Here is a 17,818-nt window from a genome sequence, read left to right on the forward strand (position 1 = left end):
GGATGATTTAGGAGGAGATAAGATGAAGATATTCGATTTCAGTGAAAAGGTAGGGAATCACATAGCAGTGTTTCATTCTAATTTTATTATGTCAAATATAGTAAAACATGAGGGAGAGGTACATATTGGTTGTATGCATTTACAACCAAAAGGAATAATTGGATATCATGAAGCAGTTGTTCCCCAGCTGCTTCTTATTGTGCAAGGGGAAGGACTTGTCTGTGGCGCAGATAAAATGAAAAAGAAAGTGCAACCCGGTCAAGCTGTCTTCTGGAATAAAGGGGAATTCCATGAAACGAGTTCAGAAACGGGACTTATGGCGATTGTAATTGAGTCTGAGAATCTAGAAAATAATATCCGAATGCCAATTGTAGAAATAGGATGAGAAAATAATAGGAGGGTGAAAAGGTGATTTAAAAGGCAAATGAAAAGGAAGTATAGCAAGTATCTCTTTAGCCCCCTAATGAACTTGGAATCTTACTAAGAGTGGTTGTTTTATACTCGAGGTAGCCAATTAAGGGGGTATTTATTATGCAAAGAAGAAAACATTCTATTGAATTTAAACAAGAAGTGGTACAAGAAGTAATAGAAACTGGAAATAAAGCATTAGTAGCTAGAAGGCATGATTTCAGTCCAAACTTAGTACACAAATGGGTAAAAGCTTTTCAAGATCATGATTGACAAGTAGCTGGGCGTCATGAAGCGGTTTCACCGGCTGAGGTCAAACAACTAGAGGCGGAAAATGATCAACCGAAAAAGATATTAGGTGAAAAGGATTTAGAAATTTCCTCCTTGCGTGATATGCTAAAAAGGTAAGCACTTGTTCATGATCACGCTTTGTTAATTTTCGTATCATCATAATCTCTTCCTTGTTCTATTTTTTCTGAATATTTAAACCTATTGTTTTTGAAATCAATATAAAATTTTATGTTTAGTTCACAAAGTTTAGGAAAAACTAGGAAAGATATGACAAAGGAGGTTATGAACGGTGGATCATCCAATTCAAGGATTAATGAAAGCAGCAATGGAAAATTTAAAGGAAATGGTCGATGTTAATACGATTGTTGGAGAGCCTGTTCAGACGGCTGACGGCGGTGTAGTGTTAACTGTTTCCAAAGTAGCGTTTGGATTTGGAGCAGGGGGATCGGATTTTCAAACAAATGATGGTCAAAGAGCACAAGGTAATCCAGCATTCGGCGGTGGAAGTGCGGGTGGTGTTTCCATTACCCCGGTAGCTTTTCTTGTAGTGAATAAAGATGGCGTGAATATTCTTCACTTACAAAATGCTACACATCTAGCTGAAAAAATGATTGAGTTAGCGCCACAAACGATTGATAAGATTCAATCCATATTTCAAAAGAATGAAAAGCATACTGAAAATCATCATCCGCAAAATCCGGACGAAATCGCGTAAAAAAGCCTATTTTTCAATAGGCTTTTTTTCTTGTAATCAGTATGTAATAAAACTAATGAAATTGTAAATAGTTTTTGAAGTTTTTTCTATGTTTCTAAAATTTTTCATGTTAAAATATGCTATAGAATTGAAACATTTAAAACGAAGGTGGCTAGGTGCTTTGTCTGGAGGATCTGACCAAGTAAAGAATATGATATATATTAATGGTAATCGTCGGGGTCATTGTTTTATTACATCTGGAATTACATTTGAAGAGTTTGCAAGTAATATCCCTTCACCGCTTCATCAAGTGTTGCTTTTAAAACATAATTTTGAGTGGACTGATTTTCACTATCATACTTTATTCGAATATGTCGAAGAAGAGAACATACATAAATTAATGAAAGCAGAGATTGATGAATTTGATGAGTTCTGTTGGGTGGACTTTGATGATGCAAGTGATTTAGATGAATTGGAGCCAAAGGAAATTGCAGAATTGTTATATTTGGCTCACAAAAAAGAACCACTTGGGAGAGCGTTTTTCCCACTTTTGAAAAATAGATTTGTCTATTTTTCACATGATGATGGTTGGTACAACAAAGTGTATTACCGTAGAATTGCTGATTTTGTAGGAATGCTTAGCAAAGTAATTCCGTACAAACTCGGTTCATTTGGAAAAAAACGATTTTCTTTCTTTCAAAAATCGAAAATATTCCCAGCAATTTCAAAAGAAGTTATTCTTGGGCTTGTTCCCTTAATGGAAGACGGACTGTACATTGATTTAGCGGGGAAAATTGAGTCAAGAAGAGGCTTAGAGATTCCTGTGTATGTAGTTGGTTCGTATGAAAGTACGGATGAAGTACTAGATAACATAGAGGAATTAAAAGAAGATGCAACCGAAACTGGCTGGCTTATTTTTGATAAGAAAGAACAAGAGTGGCAATGGGTTGTGGACTAAGAGAACTTGGCAATTTAGGTCAAGTTTTCTTGTTTTTTGAAAGGAGAAACAATGAAGAAATATTATACAGCGGTAGGTATTGTCAGCATTATTCTTGTTGCAGTACTACTTTTAACTTGTCCGAAAGAATCTGATTTCAGGTCTTATTTAGAGGATAAGTATGCATTGATTTGTAATCAAGGTAGCTTTGAATGCACCCAAAATGTAGGCAAGAAAGAACAAAAAATGAAGTTTGTAAGCACAGATACACGAAACGGTGTATTTTTTATAACAGTGAAACAAACTTTTGAAACAGAAGCTGGTAAAAAGAAAGAGTATAGCGGAATAGGTATGTTTAATACATTTCTTTTTGTTACGGAAGAGACTTTCTAATGATAGAAGGTCTTTTTTTTATGCGTATGTTCATATAAATGAAGTAAGACAAGCGTAGGGGGGATGAGAATGAAAAAAATATGTGTAGTTTGTGGTGGAGAAGAGTTCTTTTCATCTACATTATATGCACGTACGAAACAAGACTGGGCATACGCCCAAAACATGTATCGTTTTGAAAAGGTATTCATTGAACATAGGGATGAAGAAAACTATCCAGTGTTTCAAGAAATTACAGCAAAGCATTGCTGCGCATGTGGACATATTATGCTGTATCACGAGTGAACACACCAAGTAATACTTGGTGTGTTTTATAATGCTGATAAAGCAAGTGGATACAATAACGTAAATAAAACAGAAAAACTACCAAATCCAATGGCTGTATATCCAAGTGTTTTTGCTCCAAAATTAACGGCTAATAGGCCAATTAAAATGGAAAGAGAACCAAGGGTAACTGGATAAAAAGCAATTGAGAATAAAGAAAGAAATAGTGCTACATAACCGATAACTGTACCAGTATTTGTACCTTCTATTTCATGTGCAATTTCTTTGCGTCTATGTCGAATTGGAAGATGCCCTGGTGAGATTTCAGCTGCATATTCTTCGTTTTTTTCACCACTTTTAAAATGATGTGTTCGTTTTTTTTGCATGTACATCCCTCTCTTTCAATTGGGTGTATCTTTATTATTTTTCAAATAGACGAGAACATGAGTATGAGTTATATCCAAGTAATACAAAATTTGGAGAATGCATAAGTCTGTTGCTATCTTATCCATCTCTCCGCAAGAATAAACAGGAATATTGGAAAATGATGTAGAATGGAATGAGTGAAAACAAGTGAAAGTAGGGGGAAACATGACAAAGTTTAATTGGCATAAATCCGCAGAAAAAAAGTGGGACGATAATGCGGAATCTTGGAATCAAAATAGTCAAGAGATGTGGGATTATGGAAGTCGAAGTACGATCATCCCATTTTTTGAAAAGTATGTAGAAAATGGTGTGGCAGTTCTAGATGTTGGCTGCGGTGATGGGTATGGTACATATAAATTAAGTCTAGCAGGATATAAAGCGTGCGGTATAGATTTATCTGAGCAAATGATTCAAAAAGGAAAGGAACGCGGAGAAGGGCCGAATTTGTCATTTGTGAAAGGAGATCTTTCTTCATTGCCCTTTGAGACTGAACAATTTCCAGCGATATTAGCGGTGAACTCGTTAGAATGGACAGAGCAGCCCTTACAGGCGTTAGATGAGATAAAACGTGTTTTGAGACCTGATGGATATGCGTGTATTGCAATTTTAGGACCAACAGCAAAACCACGTGAAAATAGCTATCCTCGTTTATATGGAAAAGATGTTGTTTGTAATACAATGATGCCTTGGGAATTTGAAAAGCTTGCTGAGGAGCAAGGATTTCAAATAGTAGATGGTATAGGTGTATATAAACGAGGGGTAAACGAAAAAATGCTTGGACAATTATCAGTAGAACTGCAGCAAGCTCTAACATTTTTGTGGGTATTTATGTTGAAAAAATAATGCTTGAAGAAATGAGAAAAAATTAGGAGGTAAATAAGTGCAGAAAATACAAAAAACTGATACAATATGGGCAGAACCAATTAAAGGGGGACTAGGGAATATGACAACTACTACAACAGTTAAATCCGATATTGAAATAGCACAAGAAGCAAGTATGAAGAAAATTCAAGAGGTTGCAGCTGAGTTAAATATTTTAGAAGAAGAACTAGAGCCTTATGGTCATTATAAAGGGAAATTATCTCTTGATATTTTTAAGCGCTTACAAACTGAGAAGGACGGAAAAGTTGTTTTAGTAACAGCGATTAACCCGACTCCAGCAGGAGAAGGTAAATCAACAGTAACAGTTGGTTTAGGTCAAGCATTTAATAAAATTGGTAAAAAAGCAGTAATTGCACTTCGTGAGCCATCACTAGGACCGACAATGGGACTAAAGGGTGGTGCAGCAGGTGGAGGTTATTCACAAGTTGTACCAATGGAAGATATCAACCTTCACTTTACTGGTGATATTCATGCCATTACAACTGCAAATAACGCATTAGCTGCGTTTATCGATAATCATATTCAACAAGGAAATGTACTTAAGATTGATACACGAAAAATTGTATGGAAGCGTTGTGTAGATTTAAATGACCGTGCACTGCGTAATGTAGTAATTGGTCTTGGTGGACCAGTTCAAGGTGTACCGCGTGAAGACGGTTTTGATATTACAGTAGCATCTGAAATTATGGCAGTGTTCTGCCTTGCGACAGATATTCAAGATTTAAAAGCACGCTTATCTCGTATTGTAGTTGCTTATAATATGGATAATGAGCCTGTAACAGTTAAAGATTTAGGCGTAGAAGGAGCGTTAACACTTCTATTAAAAGATGCATTAAAACCAAACTTAGTACAAACATTAGAAAATACACCAGCAATTATTCACGGCGGGCCATTTGCTAACATCGCTCACGGTTGTAACAGTGTTATCGCTACAACAATGGCAGCAAAATTAGGTGATTATGTGATTACAGAAGCTGGTTTCGGTGCGGACTTAGGTGCTGAGAAATTCTTAGATATTAAAGCGCGTGCAGCAGGCATTAAACCAGAAGCAGTCGTTATTGTTGCAACAATCCGTGCGCTTAAAATGCACGGCGGCGTGGCGAAAGATCAGTTAAAAGAAGAAAATGTAGATGCGCTAGCAAAAGGAATGGAAAACTTACAAAAACACGTTGAAACAATTCAAGCGTTTGGTGTTCCATTCGTAATCGCAATTAACAAATTCATTACAGATACAGATGCAGAAGTTACATACTTACAAGAATGGTGTAACGAGCGTGGCTACGAAGTCTCCTTAACAGAAGTTTGGGAAAAAGGTGGTCAAGGCGGTGTGGACCTTGCTGAGAAAGTATTAAAGGTAATTGAAAAAGGTGACAATAAATACGCACCACTTTATGATTTAGAATTGCCATTAGAAGAAAAAATTCGTACAATTGCTCAAAAAGTATACGGTGCAAAAGATATTGAATTTGCTCCAAAAGCACGTAAGCAATTGGCTCAATTTACAGGAGAAGGTTGGAGTAACTTGCCAGTATGTATGGCGAAAACACAATATTCTCTTTCTGACGATGCAACAAAGTTAGGACGACCATCTGACTTTATCGTTACAATTCGTGAATTGAAACCATCTATCGGTGCAGGCTTTATTGTAGCGTTAACTGGTACAATGTTAACAATGCCAGGTCTTCCAAAACAACCAGCTGCACTTCAAATGGACGTAAATGAAGATGGAAAAGCAGTAGGTTTATTCTAAAAGGTTGTAATTCATCTCGTTTATCTGTAAACTATATATACATCAAGTGGCGCCTTTCCATCGAAAGGCGCCTGTTTTTTGGAGGAAATTATGTTTGATCCAACTGCTTTTGACAACTTAAAAGTAATCGTTGAAGGAGCTGTCTATGATTTTGATTTACATGGTGATATTCTTGTAACTGATCGAAAAGATATGATGGACCTTGCATCGCTAAGCCGCATATATAATATTTCATTTCAATTAACTGAACAGTTTGAACCGCTAGTAGAAGCGACGTTTTCACTGTCTGTAGATGCGAAGAACCTATCAGGTGAGATATTAGAGGTGCCACAGTTTATACCAGGATGTGAAATGAAACTACGCTTTACGTTCCCTATGCAGCACCCAGAAACAGACTGCCAAAAAATCGAAAGTTTGTTACAATCTATCTGGGGAAAAGAGCGAATGATTACGCAACAAATTTCATACGAATATAATAAGCAAGCGATTTCATATCATAATAAAGTAGAAGTTCTATTTCAAAAAGCGATTACAGAAGACCATGTTGATGATTTAATAGCTGTTATTTCTCACATGATAGAAACAGTGCGAGCAATACAACATTTTCTTCAAAAATAGAGATAAAGGAGAAAAACAAATGATAAAAGATATGCAACCATTTTTGCAACAAGCTTGGGAGAAGGCTGGTTTTAAAGAGTTTACTGAAATTCAAAAGCAAGCAATTCCAACCATTTTAGAAGGACAAGACGTTATAGCTGAGTCTCCAACTGGAACCGGAAAAACATTAGCGTACTTACTACCACTTTTACATAAAATTAATCCTGAAGTGAAACAACCACAAGTTGTCGTTTTAGCACCAACACGTGAACTTGTTATGCAAATTCATGAAGAAGTTCAAAAGTTTACAGCAGGAACTGATATTTCAGGTGCATCTTTAATTGGTGGTGCGGACATTAAGCGCCAAGTAGAGAAGTTAAAGAAACACCCAAAAGTAATTGTTGGTTCACCAGGACGTATTTTAGAATTAATTCGCATGAAAAAATTAAAAATGCATGAAGTAAAGACAATTGTATTTGATGAGTTTGATCAAATTGTAAAACAAAAGATGATGGAATCGGTATTAGATGTCATTAAATCAACAATGCGTGATCGTCAATTAGTATTCTTCTCTGCAACAATGACAAAAGATGCACAAGAAGCAGCACGTGATTTTGCAGTAGAACCACAATTAGTTCGCATTAAACGCACGGAAACAAAAAGTTTAGTGGAACATACGTATGTCGTTTGTGAGCGTCGTGAGAAAAATGATTATGTAAGAAGAATTATGCATACGGGTAATGTAAAAGCAGTTGCTTTTCTAAACGATCCATATCGTTTAGATGAAATTGCTGAAAAATTAAAGTATCGCAAAATGAAAGCAGCCGCTCTTCATGCAGAAGCAAGCAAACAAGAACGTGAAGCGACGATGCGCGCATTCCGTCAAGGGAAATTAGAAATTCTACTTGCAACTGATATTGCAGCGCGCGGATTAGATATTGATGATTTAACACACGTAATTCACTTAGAATTACCAGATACATTAGATCAATACATTCACCGTTCAGGTCGTACAGGACGTATGGGAAAAGAGGGGACAGTTGTTTCTCTTGTTACTCCGCAAGAAGAGCGTAAACTACTCCAATTTGCGAAAAAGTTAGGCATTCAATTTAAAAAGCAAGAAATGTTTAAAGGTACTTTTGTAGAGTCAAAACCGAAAGCACCAAAGAAAAAGAAACCTGCATTTACTGGGAAGAAGAAGCCTAGATAATAAGAGACTTCTCTTAATGGGAGAATGATGAAAGTAAGAAGGCGTGTCTACATGTATAAAGTAGTCACGTCTTTTTTGTGTTTAAAAGGTTAAATAATTATGTTAGAGCCTTTCTAAGAAAGAAAACACCTTTCTCAATAGCAGTTTCTACATAACCGACAATTTGGTCAAACGTAAATACTTGTAATTCGGCATACAGATCTTGCTGTGGAAATACCATATCATCAAAAATAAGCTTTTTAAAAGCTAGAACGTTTTCTTCTGTTACTTCCTTAATCTTTGGTATGCTTGCTTTTTGATTTAGAATAGAAAGGAATTGCTGCTCTTTATCGTAATGATGTAATAGTTTTGCGTTCAACAATTTAAAATCATGATGATACAGGGATAAAATTGCTTGATCATGCTCGATTCTATTTTGGAGCCAAGGAAGAAAAAAACCGTTTAGCCAATTATCATCGGCAATAAGGTGTGTGTAATATCCTAAAATAAAAGAGGAGTCGATGAATGATTCATATTTATAAAAAAATGAATCAAAATCGACTCTTCTCGTATAGTTCTTTGTAGTACCAGCGTAGAAATGAGAGACTTCTTTTTCTACTTTTGAATGAACTGCATCAGGAGCGATTCCGCCTAGTAAGAAGGAAGTTTTATCTTGAATGGATAATCTCTCTGCAATACCATTTGCAATAATTAAATGCATAATGCGTGATCCCATAAATGACACCTCTATTTGACCTTCAAAATAATTTTCCCAGTACTTTTTCTATTTTCGATCCATTCATGTGCTTTCCCTGCATCTTGAAGTGTAAACCGTTTACCAATTTCAATTTGCAGGCTTCCATCACGTAAATAATGAAAAACTTGATCAGCGGTATGACGGAGTAATTGAGGACGTTTCTTTCGAGTTGTTCCAAAGCTAAAGCCAAGAATAGAACGACAGCTTGCATGTAAATCTTTTGTACGGAATGTGCCAATTTCACCGCTCGCATTTCCAAAATGGACGAGGCGGCCGTAGTAAGCGAGACATTCTAAACTTTTTTCTGATATTGTACCAGAAATGGAATCTAATATAACATTTGCACCTTCTCCATTAGTCAGTTCATTTACCTTCTTTACAAAATCTTCATTTTGATAACAAATAACATGATCAGCCCCAGCTTCTAAAGCGATTTTCTTTTTTGCTTCACTTCCGACTGTTCCAATGATTTTTCCAGCTCCTAATATTTTTGCTAATTGAATGGCTGTTGTTCCAATTCCGCCGGCAGCTGCATGAATGAGGACCGATTCACCTTGCTGTAATCTTGCGACATTTGCAAGTAAGTTGTAGCTCGTAAAAGATACAACAGGACAAGCAGCGGCAGTGGTGAAGTCAACTTCATCGGGTAACACAAACGTAAGGTTTTCATTGGCGACAACATATTCAGCATACGAACCAGTAAGAGGAAAGGTGATTACACGCTGTCCTACGCGGATGTTTTTTACATCCGAACCTACTTGTTCTACAATTCCTGCTGCATCTATACCAGGAATAAATGGTAGTTTTCCATTTCCTTTTTTCCCATGGCGGGATTTAATATCAGCAAAATTGACGCTTGTTGCGATAACGCGAATTAACACTTGCTTTTCATTAAAAATCGGCATATCTACTTCTGTATACTTCATCGTTTCAGGTCCACCGAATTCAGTTACAACAATAGCTTTCATTTAGACGTCCTCCTCAAAATATATTATATATATCATTTTAAACACCTATCATAAACTGGAAAATTATATAATTGTTATAAGAGGCCATAAGCAAACGTTATAAAGTAGTAAATATTAAATCCTAATATTGATTTATATTGAAAAAATTTTTAAAAAAATCGAACGAAATGTTTTTTACTTGCCAATATATAGTGTAAGACAAAGGAGGGAAGGTAAATGAAAGGAGAAACAGACTATCAGCGTCTTATTCAATTAACGCTATCAGGAAATCAAGAAGCATACAGTGAGCTATATGATATAACGATTCAAGATGTTTATAAGACAGCACATTTTTTGATAGAGGAAAAAACAGATGTAGATGATGTAGTCCAGGAAATATACATACAGTTATATCAATCACTTAGTAAATATAATCGAGAAAAGCCCTTTCGACCGTGGTTAATAGGGCTTGCAATCAGACAAATTCACTCATATCGGAGAACAAGGTGGATGCGTTTACGCATTGTCAAGAAAGCTGAAGAACAGAGAAAACCGATTGAATTTGATTTTTCTAATGATGTTGTGAACAAGATGTCGAATCAAAAGCTCATTGCACTTATTCATAAATTACCTTACAAATTGAAGCAAGTCATTATACTACGTTATTTACATGATTATTCACAAGAAGAAATAGCGAATATTTTACATATTCCAGTAGGGACAGTTAAATCAAGAATTCATGCGGCATTAAAGAAATTACGTCAAAAAGAGCAAGTGGAGGCGATCTTTTTAGGAGAGGTAGGGGACGTGAAATGAGTTTAGATAATCGGGTAAGGGAATCTATACAAGAAGAAGCAACGGGAATTGAACCATCGCCGGAGTTAAAAGAAAAAATAATGGTTCAAGTAAAAATGAAGCGCGGAGGGAAAACGATGAAAAAGCGTATTATCACAGGAGTGCTTGCAGCAGCACTGTTAATTCCAACGACTGGATTTGCTTATCAATCCATTATGGCTGACGGTATTTATGGATCGTTTGAAAATTTGAAAAAACATGCATCTAGTATAACATTAAAAGGATATATGAGCTTAGATGCTAAATTGTCGCAAGCAAAAGGAGACATGGGGGAAGAGGAATATGAAGAGTTTACAAAGCTTTTAAAAGGGCTTGCAAATGCAAAACTTGAATACGGAGATTCAAATGGTAATATTGATTATGATCAAGTATCAGCGACAAAAAAAGAAGAACTGGAAAAAAGGCTGATGGCAATCCAGCCGTATTTTGATAAATTGAATGGGGAGAAGTCTAGTAAAGAAGTATTAACTTCTGAAGAATATAAACAGTATATAGATGCTTTAATGACATATGAAAAAATACAAGCAAAAATCAAATCCAGTGAAGGTGTAACAATAAATGAAGTTCCTGAAGCTTATAAAGCAGAATTTTTACAAGCGGATCAGTTTATGCAATATGTAAATGAACAAGTACAACAAATAAATTAAGTTTATGAAAAGAAGAGCCTTTGTTTTATAAGAGGCTCTTCTTTCTGTAATTATGAAAATTATTACTTAAATTTCCTTACTGCATGTATCGCTACTCTCACGAGGAGAATTGCGCTAATAAATAAACCGACGTAGCCAACCACACTTAAAAATTGATCATTTGGCTCTTTTGCGTTGTTTGCTAAATATAAGACACCAATTGAAATACCGCCAAATGCTGTTCCTATAAGAGTGATAAGGAGTTGCGAGATAAATGTAGTAACAAAAGAAGCATTTGTTGGATCTGAGAAAAATCCGACTTTCAGGGATAGTTCGCCGTTCTCTAGCTTTGAACTTAAATCGTCAAGTTTTCTTGGAATTCTTCGCACAGCAGGTAATATAGACAGTAATTCATTTGTTGCAGCTTCTTTTAAATCGGTATAATTGCTAACAGGCATAAAATCCACTGCATGATCTTTAGCAAAGCGCTTTGCTTCATCCATTAAATTAAACTGAGGGTTTAATTGTAGCATTGTACCTTCTAAAGTAATAAGCGAACGGAAAGCACCAGCTACCATCGGATAAAAAGCTAATTCGAAGTCTGCGATGATTTGAAATAGCCCTTGAATAAATTCTTCTGAACTACTAGAAGATGAGTATGTACTTTGAATTAATAGCTGACTAATTGCTTGTTCTAGGCTGTCTTTATCAATTGATGGTTTTGTTTCAACTAATTGAAGTAGGCCATCGAGTAAAATATACGAATTTTTACGTTCAAACCCGATAAGTAATCGTTTAAAGGCATCTTGTTGCAACGTACCGAGTCTTCCAACAGAACCGAAATCAAGTAATGCAGGAGTTCCATCCTGAAGAATATAAACATTGCCTGGATGAGGATCAGCATGGAAAATACCTTTAAAGAAAATCTGTTCTAATATACAGTCAAATAACTGCCGTTGTACTTCCTTCGTATCAATATGTAATTCGTTTAATAGTGCTGTACCATTTTTCACACTAACACCATCTAGAAATTCAAGAACTAGGATTTTGGAGTTACTGTATTCTTGATATACTTTCGGTATTTTCACTTTCGTTTGGCTATTTTCCATAGAAGCTGAAACTTGTTTGAAATTACGAGCTTCAATTTTGAAATCAATTTCCTCTTTCATTGCAATAGAGAAACCTTGTGCTAAATCAAGAAATCCGATATTTTTGGCCCAATTAGATTTGTTAGAAATCCATAATGCAAAGTGCATAAGAATATCTAGATCACGCTGTATTGTAGAAGAAATGTCTGGGCGTAAAAGCTTCACAACAATGTCCTGATTAGTAGCTTTAAGTTTTGCTTTGTGAACTTGTCCGATGGAAGCCGCTGCTAATGGCTCCATATCAAAAAAGCTAAATAGCTCATCTTTTGGCACAGATAACTCATTCTTTAGTATCCCTTCCACTTGATCATGAGATAGACGTGTGACATTCTCTTGAAGGTTTGATAATTCATGAATAAAGGAGGAAGGGAGTAAATCAGAACGGGTTGATAATACCTGTCCAAATTTGATAAACACACCTCCCCATTCCTCTAGTGTATTTCGGAGTGCAATGGCAAGTTTGTAGTCCGCTTCAGGTGTTCTTTTAAGAGCTAAATATTTACCCATTCCATGTTTTAAAGCGATGGAAGTAACGCGCATATACCTTTTTTGTCTCCCTATTCGAGCAAAAAAATTGGAGATCGGATTGCGACTTCCATTTAAGGTTTCTTCTTTTTCTTCGCGTCTAATTGGATCAAATAGTTCAAACATAAGATAAAACAACATGGAAACAATTAATGAGCTTCCAAGCCAAAAATATCTATCTACACCAACAATAGATTCATCGTGGTAACGCAAATACATGAACCAATACATAGCTGATGTAACTGTCACCCCCATAATCGCTGCACTTGCTTGCTTGAGAAGATTTAACTTTGTACCAATTAAACGCCCGCTAATAAAGGCCATAATGACTGCTAGTAGAAAAAATTGAAAAAACATTCCAGCATTCCTCCGTAAATCATTGGATAACTGTATTATACAGGAAAATTATAATTCTTACGTGTGGAATAGAGTGATAGAGAAGAGGGAGAGTAAAAAGCATATTCCAAAAAAGAGGATATATGCTTGAAAAAGAGCATCATATCCTCTTTTTTTCTTTTAGTTAATAGTTGTTTCAATCTTTTCTTGTTTTGTTAAATAGTCAATAATCCCCATTGCGCTAATTTCCATATCTAGCTTTATCACATCATAAATAGAGTGAGTGGATGGTACGCCTTTCTGGGAAAGGTGAGAGGATACCTTTTCAAGTAGCAAAACATACAGTTCATGACTTGCCGCTTCAAAATCCTGATTTTGTTCAAATACTTGCTTTCCAGCTTCAACAAAGATAGGGAGCCAGTATTCAAGCTGTTTATATACTTCAGAAACATGGGAAGATGCACCGTAATGCCCAAAGTAGATCGAGTCAACTTTCATATTTCGAATACGATCTTTTGCTGCTATCATCGCATCCGGTTGAAATTGTGAAGGAGATGTGGTCGGTAAATATAGTTCCACGTCAAGTTCAGCTAGTTCTCGATAATAAATCCCAATTGTGTCACCTGTAAAAATGCCATTTGTTAAGGAATCATGGATGCTTATGTGATGTTTGGCGTGCCCTGGTGTATCGTAAAAAGTTAGTATCCGATTTTCTGATATTTGTAGTGTCTCACCATCTTTCACAATATGGACTCGCTTTTCTGGAATTGGAAGAATCGGATTGAAGAGCTTATCAAAAGCATCGCCATATACAGCTTTAGCACCTTGAATTAATTTTGTAGGGTCAATCATATGACGAGCACCACGCGAATGGACAAATAAAGTCGCATTTGGACATTTTTCCATCATTAATCCGGCTGCACCAGCATGATCAAGATGAACATGCGTAACAATGATATTTTTAACATCAGCTAAGTTAATTTGTAATTGTTGTAAACCATTTAAAAGATAAGGAAGAGAAGGGGCAGCACACGTTTCAATTAAAGTAATATCATCACCAACTAAAACGTATGTACCTGTACGCTCGTCATGTTGTAAATCATGATCGTCAATCAAGTATAGTTGTGAAGAGAGTTGCTCTACTTTTTTCACATATATCACTCCTTGTAATGTAGTATTCTTTTTATTATAAAAGAAAAAGCAGAAAACGAAAAATCGTTTTCTGCCTTTATGTAATGCTATTATTTAGTTTGATCTTTAGTAATTGACATAATAAAGAATCCGACAAGTCCGCCAACTAGTGGAAGAGAAATCATTCCTGCAAGTGTAAAGTATTTACTTAGAAATAGCCCATTTACGTCCATAAGCCAACCGGTAACAAATAGTAACATCATGTATAATACGAAGTAAAACTCGCGATTTGAAATCATTTCACGTTGTGCAGTTTTCATTATCAACACCATCCTTAATTTATTATAATGGAATTGAAAATGTCACAATTTAGAAGGTAAACTGTCACATTTTGTTCACAATTCAATTGTAAAACTTTCCAAGCTATTTGTCTAGTAGTTTGTGTCGAATTTTTGAACAGAAATAAAGCGCTCTCATTAGACGAGAAAGTTAAATACATATATGATAATAAGTATGAAATGATAGAGAGGGGCAAATATATATGACAGTTTATGATTTTTCTGCAAAAACAATTACAGGGGAAGAAAAATCGTTGCGAGAGTATGAAGGTAAAGTTCTTCTCATTGTAAATGTTGCAAGTAAATGTGGATTTACACCGCAATATAAAGGATTACAAGCGATTTATGAAAAGTATAAAGAGCAAGGGTTTGAAATCTTAGGTTTCCCATGCAATCAATTTGGAGGACAAGAACCAGGCACAGAAGAAGAGATTACAAGTTTCTGTGAATTAAATTACGGTGTGTCCTTTCCAATGTTCGCTAAAGTTGATGTAAAAGGTGATAGCGCGCATCCATTATATACATATATGACGGAGCAGGCACCGGGCATACTTGGCATGAAGGTGGTAAAGTGGAACTTTACGAAGTTTTTAATAGGACGAGACGGAAAAGTGATAGATCGTTTTGCACCGCAGACGAAGCCGGAAGAGTTGGGGAAGGAGATTGAAAGGGTGTTGTAAAAAAGAAGCTCGAATATGAGCTTCTTTTTATATATATTAACGTTTACATGCAACACCATCGCCGTCTCTGTCTAATTTACTGCTTGTATGTTGAAAGAAATACAGAGTGTTAAAGACGAGGATTTTTTAATTAATTTTTATGAAACTTGTTTAGGGCTAGAGAAGCAGCAGGATTTTAAAATTCCTTGTATTAAGGAGTACTTCCAAGCGCGTTTTGATTGGCTTGGAAGAGGCTTCGATGATCCTATGAAGAAAAAAAGAATCCTATATTTCAAGGAATCTTTTTGGTGATTTACTCTAACAATTGTGGTCATACTCATGATAATATTCATCACAAGAATCATTTCGATCATTACAGCAAATGCAGAAAGTTTTTTTGATAAAAACACTAAAAAACCCAGGATTAGGGCTAGCTGTTGAGGCAGTTAGGCTTTCGAAATCTTCTACTTGAAAAATCCTTGTAACTCCAGTAGGAATGGTTGCAGTAATTGGTCTGTTAGTTCTTCTTGATTGAATAGTTACAGTTATAGGAAGCTCTTTTAAAGGAACTGTTAACTGAAGTAAGGTTTTATTATGATTATCAGTAAAATCTTCGAAAATAGTTTGAGGAGCTCCGGGTAATACAGTAATGGTTAAGGGGATATTTCCAGATAGATTTTCTCCCACACCGGCAATTGTATGAGTTTCAACAAAACATTTACTTTTTTTTCGATTTGAATACGAGTGGTGCTGATTTTTATAATACTTCTTATCATGGGAATAAAAAGAATCCGCCATCGGTATGTCACTCTCCTTATTTTTAATGGTCTATATTATACTATTTGAGAAGTAGAAATTGTGTTTGGACAAAATGCAAAAAACTTTACGGATTTAATTTTCTTCTAAAAGGTTAGTTACAGAAGAATGCGAGAAAGTATTTAGAGAGATAAATTGAACAAAAATACTGTTTAGTAGAAAAGGAAAATGATATGAGATATTCGATGGTGTTTATTGATTTCAAAAATAGAGCACATAAGATGGAACTCGTAACAGATGACATAATGAAAATTTTAAACCAACCTGTTGATGAGGATCATCCGTATGGTCATGGAAAAGCCGAAGTCATTTCCTCAGGAATTGTAGTATTTATTTTAAATTTATAGGGCATTATAATTCTTCCAAAATTTTGTCCTTATTGATGATAACGTATAGTAGGGTATCAATTGGTAATTCAAACCTTGTGAATTTTGTCTCTTTTGAGTGTTCCTCTGATATTGCATCAATAATTATTGCTTGCTTTCCTTCTTTTTTTATTAAATATTGATTTCCATCAAGTATGACTCCATTATATTTGTCACCATGATACAAATCCTCTTTTAGTTTTTCATTTTCTTTCCCAATTTCACATTTTAAAAATGTAATAGTATCTTCTAACGTATCTTCCTCAATTTCTGATATCAAAAAATCTTTTAATTTGCTTTTAGAAAATTCTCCATTCTTTTCTAAAAAGGCTTGTTTATTAAACTCTTTTTTCAAATTCATCATTCCTTATTTTACAGGATAAGTAGTCCATATATTTTTTAATTCATCATAAACTATTTTTTCTTTTGTTCCTACGAATAGTTGTGCAACAGCCAATATAGTAGGACCAGTTGCGCTTCCATACCATTTAGCTCCTCTATACAAGTCACCATTGGGAACTTCTGTGAATTAAATTACGGTGTGTCCTTTCTGATGTTTGCGAAAATTGATGTAAGGTGTGATAGCGCGCAACAAATCAGGCACCGGGCATACTTGGCATGAAGGCGGTAAAGTGGAACTTTACGAAATTTTTAATAGGACGCGACGGAAAAGTGATAGATCGTTTTGCGCCGCAGACGAAGCAGGAAGAGTTGGGGAAGGAGATTGAAAAAATATTGTAAACTAATATTTTCTAGGAAGAGCATGGAAGGTTTTGTTCGAAAGTAGAATGCAAAACGAAGGATTTCATGTTGTAGAAAAAAATGTACCTATAACAAAGCAGAATTTAGGTTCAAATTAGTAAATAAGTAGTATGTTTTGTTTTCTATCTCTCTAGAAAGGAATATTTGAAATAAAAGAAAAACGTTGGATGGCAGATAGGAATGATGCTGTCATCCAACGTTTTTTATATGGAGAAAACTCATTGCAACCATGCAACGAATTGTTGTTTAGCTTGAAAGCAGTTAGGGCAGATTCGAAAATATACGTCTCAAATTTTTGAAATAGGAATTTCAAGATTTAAAATTCAATAATCCAAGGTCTATTTTTTCGATTTTACATAACCAGCTGCCTGGGCATCAGTTTCTGAACAGAACCAAACTATATTATCTTTTGTAGAATCGTAATATTGACCGCCGGGAACATGATACTTTTTAGAATTAGCATTTCCTTTAATTTGTCCTTTACAAGAAGTGTTTGTTTCTTTATCATCACTAGGATTATTCTGGAAAGGTTGTCCATTAGCCCCCCCTTGATTGCTAGTAGGTGCGGACGCTACAGTACTTTTCTTTTGTGAAGCTTGCTCAGCAGCTTGACGTTGTTGTTCTTCCTTCTGTTTGCGAGCCTGTTCTTCAACCTGACGCTTTTGCTCTTCTTCTTGTTTGCGAGCCTGTTCTTCAGCCTGACGTTTTTGCTCTTCTTGTTGTTT

Annotated in this window: 23 protein-coding genes and 4 pseudogenes; 16 read left to right on the top strand and 11 right to left on the bottom strand. The window is 35.5% G+C overall.

The genetic code is table 11. The annotated features are described in order from the left end of the window. Nucleotides 1-22: 22 nt before the first annotated feature. From CN288_RS15680 to CN288_RS15705, 6 genes are all read left to right on the top strand, one after another. Nucleotides 23-385, top strand: a complete 363-nt coding sequence (locus tag CN288_RS15680) for a cupin (protein WP_026592200.1) — start codon at nt 23-25, stop codon at nt 383-385. Nucleotides 386-531: 146 nt separating this feature from the next. Continuing rightward, nucleotides 532-681 (top strand): transposase, encoded by a 150-nt coding sequence (locus CN288_RS15685; RefSeq protein ID WP_098302587.1) that lies wholly within the window; start codon nt 532-534, stop codon nt 679-681. A gap of 307 nt (nt 682-988) precedes the next feature. Next, nucleotides 989-1,414 carry a GerW family sporulation protein gene (ytfJ, locus tag CN288_RS15690; RefSeq protein ID WP_000349994.1) on the top strand — a complete coding sequence of 142 codons (426 nt, stop codon included), beginning with the start codon at nt 989-991 and terminating at the stop codon, nt 1,412-1,414. A 160-nt stretch (nt 1,415-1,574) separates the two neighbouring features. Then, nucleotides 1,575-2,351 carry a hypothetical protein gene (locus CN288_RS15695; RefSeq protein WP_026592198.1) on the top strand — a complete coding sequence of 259 codons (777 nt, stop codon included), beginning with the start codon at nt 1,575-1,577 and terminating at the stop codon, nt 2,349-2,351. Nucleotides 2,352-2,402: 51 nt separating this feature from the next. Continuing rightward, the gene (locus tag CN288_RS15700) at nt 2,403-2,723 is read left to right on the top strand and encodes a hypothetical protein (RefSeq protein WP_026592197.1); all 321 of its coding nucleotides are present in this window, start codon (nt 2,403-2,405) and stop codon (nt 2,721-2,723) included. A 69-nt stretch (nt 2,724-2,792) separates the two neighbouring features. Further along, complete coding sequence (locus CN288_RS15705; RefSeq protein WP_026592196.1) at nt 2,793-3,005, top strand: hypothetical protein; 213 nt, start codon at nt 2,793-2,795, stop codon at nt 3,003-3,005. A gap of 26 nt (nt 3,006-3,031) precedes the next feature. Here CN288_RS15705 and CN288_RS15710 read toward each other — a convergent pair whose 3' ends face one another. After that, complete coding sequence (locus CN288_RS15710; protein WP_090688740.1) at nt 3,032-3,370, bottom strand: permease; 339 nt, start codon at nt 3,368-3,370, stop codon at nt 3,032-3,034. 205 nt (nt 3,371-3,575) lie between these two features. Here CN288_RS15710 and CN288_RS15715 point away from each other — a divergent pair, with 205 nt between their 5' ends. The 4 genes from CN288_RS15715 (at nt 3,576) to CN288_RS15730 (ending at nt 7,849) form a co-directional block, all read left to right on the top strand. Next, nucleotides 3,576-4,253, top strand: coding sequence for a class I SAM-dependent methyltransferase (locus CN288_RS15715; protein WP_026592194.1), 678 nt, complete (start codon nt 3,576-3,578; stop codon nt 4,251-4,253). Between the two features lie 100 nt (nt 4,254-4,353). Beyond that, a complete protein-coding gene (locus CN288_RS15720; RefSeq protein ID WP_098302598.1) occupies nt 4,354-6,042 on the top strand; it encodes a formate--tetrahydrofolate ligase in 1,689 nt (562 codons plus the stop codon). A gap of 90 nt (nt 6,043-6,132) precedes the next feature. Beyond that, entirely contained in the window at nt 6,133-6,660 is a 528-nt protein-coding gene (locus CN288_RS15725) for a hypothetical protein (RefSeq protein WP_139265504.1), read from the top strand. 19 nt (nt 6,661-6,679) lie between these two features. Continuing rightward, on the top strand, nt 6,680-7,849 hold the full coding sequence (locus CN288_RS15730) for a DEAD/DEAH box helicase (protein ID WP_098302588.1): 1,170 nt from the start codon (nt 6,680-6,682) through the stop codon (nt 7,847-7,849). Nucleotides 7,850-7,946: 97 nt separating this feature from the next. On the opposite strand, the gene CN288_RS15735 is transcribed toward CN288_RS15730, so the two are convergent. Both CN288_RS15735 and CN288_RS15740 read right to left on the bottom strand, forming a co-directional pair. After that, nucleotides 7,947-8,564: a zinc dependent phospholipase C family protein gene (locus tag CN288_RS15735; RefSeq protein ID WP_098302589.1), complete on the bottom strand. Its 618-nt coding sequence runs from the start codon at nt 8,562-8,564 to the stop codon at nt 7,947-7,949. 11 nt (nt 8,565-8,575) lie between these two features. Next, nucleotides 8,576-9,553 (bottom strand): quinone oxidoreductase family protein, encoded by a 978-nt coding sequence (locus CN288_RS15740; RefSeq protein ID WP_098302590.1) that lies wholly within the window; start codon nt 9,551-9,553, stop codon nt 8,576-8,578. Nucleotides 9,554-9,769: 216 nt separating this feature from the next. On the opposite strand from CN288_RS15740, the gene CN288_RS15745 reads away from it, so the two are divergent. Together CN288_RS15745 and CN288_RS15750 are read left to right on the top strand one after the other, a co-directional pair. Continuing rightward, complete coding sequence (locus CN288_RS15745; protein ID WP_098302591.1) at nt 9,770-10,348, top strand: sigma-70 family RNA polymerase sigma factor; 579 nt, start codon at nt 9,770-9,772, stop codon at nt 10,346-10,348. Then, nucleotides 10,345-11,034 carry a DUF3600 domain-containing protein gene (locus CN288_RS15750; protein WP_098302592.1) on the top strand — a complete coding sequence of 230 codons (690 nt, stop codon included), beginning with the start codon at nt 10,345-10,347 and terminating at the stop codon, nt 11,032-11,034. Before CN288_RS15745 ends, CN288_RS15750 begins: the two co-directional genes overlap by 4 nt. Nucleotides 11,035-11,096: 62 nt before the next feature. Here the strand turns inward: CN288_RS15750 and CN288_RS15755 are convergent, their stop codons facing one another. From CN288_RS15755 to CN288_RS15765, 3 genes are all read right to left on the bottom strand, one after another. Further along, entirely contained in the window at nt 11,097-13,043 is a 1,947-nt protein-coding gene (locus CN288_RS15755; RefSeq protein ID WP_098302593.1) for an ABC1 kinase family protein, read from the bottom strand. Between the two features lie 159 nt (nt 13,044-13,202). Further along, nucleotides 13,203-14,174: an MBL fold metallo-hydrolase gene (locus CN288_RS15760; protein WP_026592186.1), complete on the bottom strand. Its 972-nt coding sequence runs from the start codon at nt 14,172-14,174 to the stop codon at nt 13,203-13,205. 89 nt (nt 14,175-14,263) lie between these two features. Then, a complete protein-coding gene (locus tag CN288_RS15765; protein WP_170833621.1) occupies nt 14,264-14,485 on the bottom strand; it encodes a DUF3925 family protein in 222 nt (73 codons plus the stop codon). 209 nt (nt 14,486-14,694) lie between these two features. On the opposite strand from CN288_RS15765, the gene CN288_RS15770 reads away from it, so the two are divergent. Beyond that, nucleotides 14,695-15,171, top strand: a complete 477-nt coding sequence (locus CN288_RS15770) for a glutathione peroxidase (protein WP_090688762.1) — start codon at nt 14,695-14,697, stop codon at nt 15,169-15,171. A 36-nt stretch (nt 15,172-15,207) separates the two neighbouring features. On the opposite strand, the gene CN288_RS30045 is transcribed toward CN288_RS15770, so the two are convergent. Next, a complete protein-coding gene (locus CN288_RS30045) occupies nt 15,208-15,294 on the bottom strand; it encodes an excalibur calcium-binding domain-containing protein (protein WP_090689945.1) in 87 nt (28 codons plus the stop codon). On the opposite strand from CN288_RS30045, the pseudogene CN288_RS15780 reads away from it, so the two are divergent. Further along, a pseudogene (locus CN288_RS15780) lies at nt 15,256-15,429 on the top strand (DnaD domain-containing protein); the annotation flags it as partial. The gene CN288_RS30045 and the pseudogene CN288_RS15780 overlap by 39 nt on opposite strands. Before the next feature lie 39 nt (nt 15,430-15,468). Here CN288_RS15780 and CN288_RS15785 read toward each other — a convergent pair. Then, nucleotides 15,469-15,948 (bottom strand): exosporium protein D, encoded by a 480-nt coding sequence (locus CN288_RS15785; RefSeq protein ID WP_090688764.1) that lies wholly within the window; start codon nt 15,946-15,948, stop codon nt 15,469-15,471. A 263-nt stretch (nt 15,949-16,211) separates the two neighbouring features. Here CN288_RS15785 and CN288_RS15790 point away from each other — a divergent pair. Beyond that, nucleotides 16,212-16,310 (top strand): annotated as a pseudogene (locus CN288_RS15790) (cation-efflux pump); the annotation flags it as partial. A gap of 7 nt (nt 16,311-16,317) precedes the next feature. Here the strand turns inward: CN288_RS15790 and CN288_RS15795 are convergent. Together CN288_RS15795 and CN288_RS30225 are read right to left on the bottom strand one after the other, a co-directional pair. After that, entirely contained in the window at nt 16,318-16,686 is a 369-nt protein-coding gene (locus tag CN288_RS15795; protein WP_098302594.1) for a hypothetical protein, read from the bottom strand. A gap of 69 nt (nt 16,687-16,755) precedes the next feature. Further along, nucleotides 16,756-16,854 (bottom strand): annotated as a pseudogene (locus CN288_RS30225) (RNase A-like domain-containing protein); the annotation flags it as partial. Between CN288_RS30225 and CN288_RS15800 the strand changes: the two are divergent. Continuing rightward, nucleotides 16,834-17,072: pseudogene (locus CN288_RS15800) on the top strand (glutathione peroxidase); the annotation flags it as partial. The pseudogenes CN288_RS30225 and CN288_RS15800 sit on opposite strands and share 21 nt — an antisense overlap. A gap of 359 nt (nt 17,073-17,431) precedes the next feature. Here CN288_RS15800 and CN288_RS15805 read toward each other — a convergent pair. Beyond that, nucleotides 17,432-17,818: sunset domain-containing protein (locus CN288_RS15805; RefSeq protein ID WP_441296562.1), on the bottom strand; the 387-nt coding region annotated here is incomplete at its 5' end.

Origin of the sequence: Bacillus sp. AFS023182, from assembly GCF_002560575.1 — a bacterium.
GTDB classification, from domain to species: Bacteria; Bacillota; Bacilli; order Bacillales; family Bacillaceae_G; genus Bacillus_A; species Bacillus_A arachidis.